Genomic DNA, 7,400 nt, shown 5'->3' with positions numbered 1-7,400 from the left:
GGCCGCCGGGGGCGGGGGGGGGGTGCAGGGGTGGGGGCCCCCGGGCCCCGCCGACTTGGGGGGCCCCGCCGCGGCGCCGCGCCCGCGGGGGGGCGGCGGCGACGGCGGGAGCCCGGTCCACCGTGGTGGTGACGGTGGTGGTCGGCCCGGCGCCGGTCACCCGGATCTCGCCGCAGCGACGGAGCTGGTCGGCCAGATCCGACAGCGGAGACCTGGTCCGCACCAGTTCGACGGTCAGCGTCGCGCGGTCCGCGTCGGAGGTGCCGACCGCCACCGCGGTGTGGTCGGGGCCGTACTGCTGCTCCGGCGGCGCGCAGTCGGCCGGTTCGACCGTGGCGCCGCGCGCGACCCCGTCGAGATCGCCCACGGCCTGGGCGGCGGCCTCGGGGGGCAGCACCACGGCCGGATAGCGCGCCGGGAACTGCGACGGCTCGGGCAGCAGGGTGATCAGCTGGGCGTCGATCCGCTCGCCGACCGGGGAACGCTCCACCGCCACCGGCACGCCGTCGACGGTGGAGCCGCAACCGCTCAGCCATGCCGCGCCCGCCGCGAGGACTCCGGCGGTGAGCACCTGGACCGACCTGCTCGGACGGCGGACGGGACGACTGCGGCGCACCATGATCACCTGCCCACTGTGCCGCACCCCCGCACACGCCGGGCGACGCCACGCCGACCGGCGCGCGCACCGGGCGCCGCCCGCCGTGCCGAGGGGGTTTGCGCACCCCGGCGCCGATCCGGTATTCACCGGTACCGAGGGAATCGACGGGAATGTCCGGTCCGGCGCCCGCGTTGATTCCCCCGAGGGTCGCGGTCCCCGATCACGGTGCGTGCGTGTCGCCGCGATGAGGGACAATGGACACCGGTTCCCCGCCACGCCAACCGGGTACGGCAGGAGCGCCCGGGTAACCGTGGTGAAGGAACGTGCAGGAAGGAGTACGCGATGGATTACGAGTCGCGAATGTACGAACTGGAGTTTCCCGCTCCGCAGCTGTCGTCGGCCGACGGCTCGGGCCCGGTTCTGGTGCACGGGCTCGAGGGGTTCACCGACGCCGGTCACGCCGTGCGGCTGGCTACCACGCACCTGCGCGAGAGCCTGGAGAGCGAACTCGTGGCCTCGTTCGATGTGGACGAGCTGCTGGACTACCGCTCGCGCAGGCCGCTGATGACGTTCAAGAACGACCACTTCTCCGACTACGCCGAGCCGGAGCTCAACCTGTGGGCTCTGCGCGACACCGCAGGCACCCCCTTCCTGCTGCTGTGCGGTCTCGAGCCGGATCTGCGCTGGGAGAAGTTCACCACCGCCGTGCGGCTGCTGGCCGAGCAGCTCGGCGTGCGCCGCAGCATCGGCCTGAGCGCCATCCCGATGGCCATCCCGCACACCCGTCCGCTGAGCGTCACCGCGCACGCCTCCGACAGCGCGCTCATCGGTGAGCACCAGCGCTGGCCGGGCGAGCTGCAGGTGCCGGGCAGCGCGTCCTCGCTGCTGGAGTACCGGCTGGCCCAGCACGGCCACGAGTCGCTCGGCTTCTCCGTGCACGTGCCGCACTACCTGGCCCAGACCGCCTACCCCGCGGCCGCGCAGACGCTGCTGGAGAACGTGGCCGACAACGCGGGCTTGGAGCTGCCGCTGGCCGCCCTGGGTGAGGCGGCGGCCAGGGTGCTCGAGCAGGTCAACGAGCACATCGCGGGCAATCCCGAGGTCGAGACAGTCGTGCACGCCCTGGAGCGCCAGTACGACAGCTTCGTCACCGCGCAGGAGCGCCAGTCCAGCCTGCTGGCCGCCGATCAGGAGCTGCCCAGCGGTGAGGAACTCGGCGCCGAGTTCGAACGCTTCCTCGCCGAGCAGGCCGGTTACGACAACAACGAGGACTGATCCGTAAGCTGCTCGGAGTGGAACTGACCGAGCTGCTCGACATCCCGGGGACCGACGCCGACGCGCTCTACGAGACGTTCGGCATGTGGGCAGCCGAGCAGGGCACGCCGTTGTATCCGGCGCAGGACGAGGCGGTGCTCGAGCTGGCCTCCGGTTCCAATGTCATTTTGTCGACGCCGACCGGTTCCGGTAAATCGCTGGTCGCGGTCGCCGCCCACCTGTTCGCCCTCACCCAGGGTGTGCGCAGCTACTACACCGCGCCGATCAAGGCGCTGGTGAGCGAGAAGTTCTTCGCGCTGTGCGAGCTGTTCGGCGCGGACAAGGTGGGCATGGTGACCGGCGACGCGGCCGTCAACGCCGACGCTCCCATCATCTGCGCGACCGCCGAGATCCTGGCCAACCTGGCCCTGCGTCAGGGCCAGGACGCCGAGGTCGGCCAGGTCGTGATGGACGAGTTCCACTTCTACAGCGATCCCGACCGCGGCTGGGCCTGGCAGGTGCCGCTGCTGGAACTGCCGAAGGCGCAGTTCCTGCTCATGTCGGCCACGCTGGGCGACGTCGACTTCTTCGCCGAGGATCTGCGCAGGCGCACCGGGCGCGAGACCGCGATCGTGGCGGGCGCGCAACGTCCGGTGCCGCTGAACTTCTCCTACGTGCGCACTCCGATCACCGAAACGCTGGAGGAGCTGGTCACCACCCACCAGGCGCCGGTGTACGTCGTGCACTTCACCCAGGCCGCGGCGCTGGAACGGGCACAGGCTCTGACCAGCGTGAACTTCGCCACCCGCGCCGAGAAGGACGCCATCGCCGCGGCACTGGGCAATTTCCGATTCGCCCCCGGCTTCGGCAAGACGCTGTCGCGGCTGATCCGCCACGGCATCGGCGTGCACCACGCGGGCATGCTGCCCAAGTACCGCAGGCTGGTGGAGAAATTGGCCCAGGACGGCCTGCTGAAGGTGGTCTGCGGCACCGACACCCTCGGTGTCGGTATCAACGTGCCGATCCGCACCGTGCTGCTGACCGGCCTGACCAAGTTCGACGGCGTGCGCACCCGCAGGCTCAACGCGCGCGAGTTCCACCAGATCGCAGGCCGCGCGGGCCGGGCCGGTTACGACACCGTCGGCTCGGTGGTGGTGCAGGCGCCCGAACACGAGGTGGAGAACGCGCGGCTGCTGGCCAAGGCGGGCGACGACCCGAAGAAGCAGCGCAAGGTGCAGCGGCGCAAGCCGCCGGAGGGTTTCGTCTCCTGGAGCGAGGAGACCTTCGACCGGCTGGTGGCCGCCTCGCCGGAGCCGATGGTCTCCCGCTTCAAGGTGACCAACGCGATGCTGCTCAATGTGATCGCCCGGCCGGGCAACTGCTTCCAGGCCATGCGGCATCTGCTCGAGGACAACCACGAGCCGCGCCCGGCGCAGCGCCGCCACATCGTGCGCGCGGTGCGGCTGTATCGCGCGTTGCGCGACGCGGGCGTGGTGCAACAGCTCGACGAGCCCGACGCGCAGGGCCGTTACGCCCGGCTGACGGTGGATCTGCAACGCGATTTCGCCCTCGACCAGCCGCTGTCGCCGTTCGCGCTGGCCGCGCTGGAACTGCTCGACCGGGACTCGCCCACCTACACCCTCGACGTCATCTCGCTGATCGAGTCGACGCTGGAGGACCCGCGTCAGCTGGTGATGGCCCAGCAGCACAAGGCGCGCGGCGAGGCGGTCGCGCAGATGAAGGCCGAGGGCATCGACTACGACGAGCGGATGGAACTGCTCGAGGACGTCACCTGGCCCAAACCGCTGGCCGAGCTGATCGAGCCCGCCTACGAGACCTATCGCGCGGGGCACCCGTGGGTCTCGGAGTTCGCGCCCTCGCCGAAGTCGGTGGTGCGCGACATGATCGAGCGCGCCATGACCTTCTCCGAACTCATCTCCTACTATGAACTCGCCCGTTCCGAGGGCGTGGTGCTGCGCTATCTGGCCGACGCCTACCGGGCGTTGCGGCGCACCGTGCCGGAGTCTGCGCGCACCGAGGAACTCGACGACATCGTGGAGTGGCTCGGTGAGCTGATCCGCCAGGTCGACTCGAGCCTGCTCGACGAGTGGGAGCAGCTGACCGATCCCGGCGCCGAGACCGACGCCGAGCAGGTGGCCTTCGGCGCGGAGACCGTGCGGCCGATCACCGCCAACGAGCGCGCCTTCCGGGTGCTGGTCCGCAATGCCATGTTCCGGCGGGTGGAGCTGGCCGCGCGCCGGCGCTGGGACGAATTGGACGCGCTCGACCCGGACGGCGTCGGCCCGGACTGGGAGAGCGAGCTCGAGCCGTACTTCGCCGAGTACGACAGCATCGGCACCGACCAGGACGCGCGGGGGCCGCAACTGTTCCACATCGAGCGCCGGGCGGGTTTCTGGGACGTGCGCCAGACGATCGCCGACCCGGCGGGCGACCACGGTTGGTCGGTGCGCGCCGTGGTCGATCTGGCCGCCTCCGACGCCGCGGGCGAGGTCGTGTTCGACGAGGTCACGGTGGTGGCCGGCTGAGATGTCCGGCGGCCGTCGCCGGCCGGCGGCGGCGCGTGCGGCGGATTCGTTCCCGGATCGGCGCCGCTGATACTCTCTGCGCTGCTGCCCACGCGCCCGAGCCCCACCCGAAAGATCCACTATGCCCGAATCCCCGTACCTTGTCATCCACCCGGAGCGTGTCCGGCGGAACTATCGTGCTCTGGACGCCGCTCTGTCCGGTGGCGCGGCGGTATCCGGCGGCGGCGTGGCAGGCGGGGGCACGCGCATCCGGTACGCGGTGAAGGCGAGTCCGGTGCCGGAACTGATCCGGCTGCTCGACGACGAGGGCGCGGAGTTCGACGTGGCCAGCACCGGCGAGATCGAACTGTGCCTGGGGCTGGGGGTCGCGCCGGACAGACTCTGCTACGGCAACACCGTCAAGAAGGCCGCCGACATCGCTCGCGCCTACCGCGAGGGGGTGCGCCGCTACGCCTTCGACACCGAGGAGGACCTGCTGCGCATCGCCGAGCACGCCCCGGGTTCGGAGGTGGAGTGCCGCTTCCTGGCCTCGGCGCCGCAGTCGCGCACGCCCTTCGGCACCAAGTTCGGCTGCGCGCCCGAGGAGGCGCTGCGACTGCTGGTGCGGGCGCGCGATCTCGGGCTCACCCCGGCCGGGCCGTACTTCCACGTCGGCTCCCAGCAACTGGACCCCGACGCCTGGCGGATCGGTATCGAGCAGGCCGGGTGGATCGCGAAAGGGCTTGCGGACAAAGAGATTTTGGTCACATCGGTGAACATCGGCGGCGGGCTGCCCATCGCCTACGCCGACGCGGCCCCCGAACTCGGCGAGATCGCCACCGTGATCACCGAGTCCGCCCGACGCTGCCTGCCCGCCACCGCCGCCCTGGTCGTCGAACCGGGACGGGCGCTGGTCGGCAACGCGGGCACCATCCACGCCGAGGTCGTCGCGGTGCGGATCGCACCGGACGGACGGCGCTGGGTGTATCTCGACATCGGCCGCTACAACGGCATGGCCGAGACGGAGAACGAGTACATCGCCTATCGCTTCGTCACCGAACGCGACGGAGACCCCGTCGACGAGGCCGTGGTGGCCGGTCCGACCTGTGACGGCGACGATGTACTGTATCAACGCACACGGGTCCTTCTGCCGACCACGTTGCGAGCCGGTGATCGCATTCAGATCCTCGACACCGGCGCATATACCGCGAGCTATTCGTCGGTGTCCTTCAATGGTTTTCCGCCCCTGACCGTTCATGTCTCGGGCGCTGAGCGAGAGTGAGTTTGCCATGACGGCGGAATTCACCGGCTGGCATGTGCTGGCCGAGTTCGGTGGTGTCGACACAGATCTGTGCGACGATCTCGAACGACTCGAATCGGCGTTGCGCGAGTCTCTGATCGCGGCGGGCGTCACCATCTGCGATGTCGTACACAAGAAGTTCGAACCGCAGGGGGTGACCGTCCTCGCGCTGTTGTCGGAGTCCCACGCCTCGATTCACACCTATCCGGAGTCCGGCGACATCTTCGTCGACGTCTTCACCTGCGGCAGCATCGGCGCCGGCGCGACGAAGGCGGTGGACCTGCTGCGGGAGGCGTTGTCCCCCAAGACGGTTCGCACGCAGGTGATCCAGCGCGGGCACGGCGCGCAGCGGATCGAGGAGCCGGTCGGCCCCGGCCTGACCAGGATCTGGGATCTGCAGGAGGTGATCGTCGACACGAACACCCCCTATCAGCACATGGTCATCGCGCGCACCGATCAGGGCATCAGCCTGTTCTCCGACGACGACCGCCAGTCCACCGAGTACTCCCAGCTCACCTACCACGAGGCCATGATGGTTCCGGCCTTCGTGCTGGCGGAGAAGCTGGACTCGGTGCTGATCATCGGCTCCGGCGAGGGCGTGGCCAGCCAGATGTCGGTCGCCGCGGGTGCGGACCGGGTCGATCACGTGGACATCGACCAGCTCGAGGTGGAGCTGTGCGCGAAGTACCTGCCCTACGGCTACACCACCGACGAGCTCGAGGCCGCGGTGCGCGGCGAGGGCCCGGTCACGGTGCACTACGCCGACGGCTGGGACTTCCTCGAGCAGGCCGAGCAGTCGGGCACCCGCTACGACGTGATCGTCATCGATCTGCCCGACGAGCGGGTGGAGGACGCCCAGCACAACCGCCTCTACGAGTCGGAGTTCCTCTCGCGCTGCAAGTCGCTGCTCGCTCCCGGCGGCGTGCTCTGCGCGCAGGCGGGCTGTCCGACTCTGTGGCGCAACGAGACCCTCAAGCGTTCCTGGGACCGCTTTCACGAGCAGTTCGGCACCGTCGTGCACTACGGCAGCGACGAGCACGAGTGGTCGTTCCTGTTCGGCCTGGTCGATCGGATCGACGACCCGGTGCCCGGCATGGTCGATCGCCTGGCCACTCTGCCGTACCGCCCGGAGACGGTCGACGCCCGCGCGCTGGTGCGCGGCGCCATCGAGCCGTTCGCGTTGCGCGCGGGTCGCTGAACACTCGTCGTCGTCCCCTTCGGGGGCGGGGCGCCCCGGGGGGGCGGGGGGGGGGGGGGGGGCCTACACCCGCGGTCGCCCCCCCGGGGGGCCCCCCCCCCCCGGGGGGGCCGCCCCCCGTTCTCGTCTCCCGCGACCGCCCCGGACGGCTCAGGCGGGCCGGTGCGCGCGGATGATCGCGGCCAGGTATTCGTAGTCGGGCGCGCGGGCGCTGGAGGACCGGAACACCAGCCCGTTCGTGCTGCCCGGCGCGGGGGTGGCAAACCGCGCCACCTCCAGGGTGCCGCGTCCGGTCTCGGTGTCGACGGCCATCTCCGGGATGAGGGTCACGCCGAGCCCGCCGGCCACGCACTGCACCACGGTCGCCAGCGAGGCCGCTCTGGTGTCACCCACCGCGGGCGGCGGATCCACCGACCGGCTGCGGCACAGTTCCATGGTCTGGTCGCGCAGGCAGTGCCCCTCGTCCAGCAGCAGCAGCGGCAACCCCGACAGCACCCCCGGCGACAGGTCGGTGCGCCCGGCCAG

General features: G+C 70.6%; 6 protein-coding genes. 4 read left to right on the top strand and 2 right to left on the bottom strand.

Annotation, left to right across the window (positions count from 1 at the left end; all coding sequences use genetic code 11):
- Positions 1-619: hypothetical protein (locus tag QH283_RS28985; RefSeq protein WP_280506107.1), on the bottom strand; the 619-nt coding region annotated here is incomplete at its 3' end.
- 321 nt (positions 620-940) lie between these two features.
- On the opposite strand from QH283_RS28985, the gene QH283_RS28980 reads away from it, so the two are divergent.
- The 4 genes from QH283_RS28980 to speD all read left to right on the top strand — a co-directional run bounded on the left by QH283_RS28980 (position 941) and on the right by speD (position 6,875).
- Entirely contained in the window at positions 941-1,873 is a 933-nt protein-coding gene (locus tag QH283_RS28980) for a proteasome assembly chaperone family protein (RefSeq protein ID WP_280506106.1), read from the top strand.
- 17 nt (positions 1,874-1,890) lie between these two features.
- Positions 1,891-4,398, top strand: coding sequence for a DEAD/DEAH box helicase (locus tag QH283_RS28975; RefSeq protein WP_280506105.1), 2,508 nt, complete (start codon positions 1,891-1,893; stop codon positions 4,396-4,398).
- Positions 4,399-4,519: 121 nt separating this feature from the next.
- The gene (locus QH283_RS28970) at positions 4,520-5,659 is read left to right on the top strand and encodes a type III PLP-dependent enzyme (protein ID WP_280506104.1); all 1,140 of its coding nucleotides are present in this window, start codon (positions 4,520-4,522) and stop codon (positions 5,657-5,659) included.
- 7 nt (positions 5,660-5,666) lie between these two features.
- Positions 5,667-6,875, top strand: coding sequence for an adenosylmethionine decarboxylase (gene speD / locus QH283_RS28965; protein WP_280506103.1), 1,209 nt, complete (start codon positions 5,667-5,669; stop codon positions 6,873-6,875).
- A gap of 150 nt (positions 6,876-7,025) precedes the next feature.
- Here the strand turns inward: speD and QH283_RS28960 are convergent.
- Positions 7,026-7,400 (bottom strand): LysR substrate-binding domain-containing protein (locus QH283_RS28960; RefSeq protein ID WP_280506102.1); only part of this gene is annotated, 375 nt, incomplete at its 5' end.

This window comes from Nocardia farcinica (genome assembly GCF_029867845.1).
In the GTDB taxonomy this organism is placed as follows: Bacteria; Actinomycetota; Actinomycetes; order Mycobacteriales; family Mycobacteriaceae; genus Nocardia; species Nocardia farcinica_A.
This window is presented reverse-complemented; position numbering and strand designations above follow the sequence as displayed.

Excerpts from the sequence above, each read along its gene's own strand:
- QH283_RS28980 (WP_280506106.1), top strand. The coding sequence starts at position 941 with ATGGATTACGAGTCGCGAATGTACGAACTGGAGTTTCCCGCTCCGCAG.
- QH283_RS28970 (WP_280506104.1), top strand. The coding sequence starts at position 4,520 with ATGCCCGAATCCCCGTACCTTGTCATCCACCCGGAGCGTGTCCGGCGG.
- speD (WP_280506103.1), top strand. The coding sequence starts at position 5,667 with ATGACGGCGGAATTCACCGGCTGGCATGTGCTGGCCGAGTTCGGTGGT.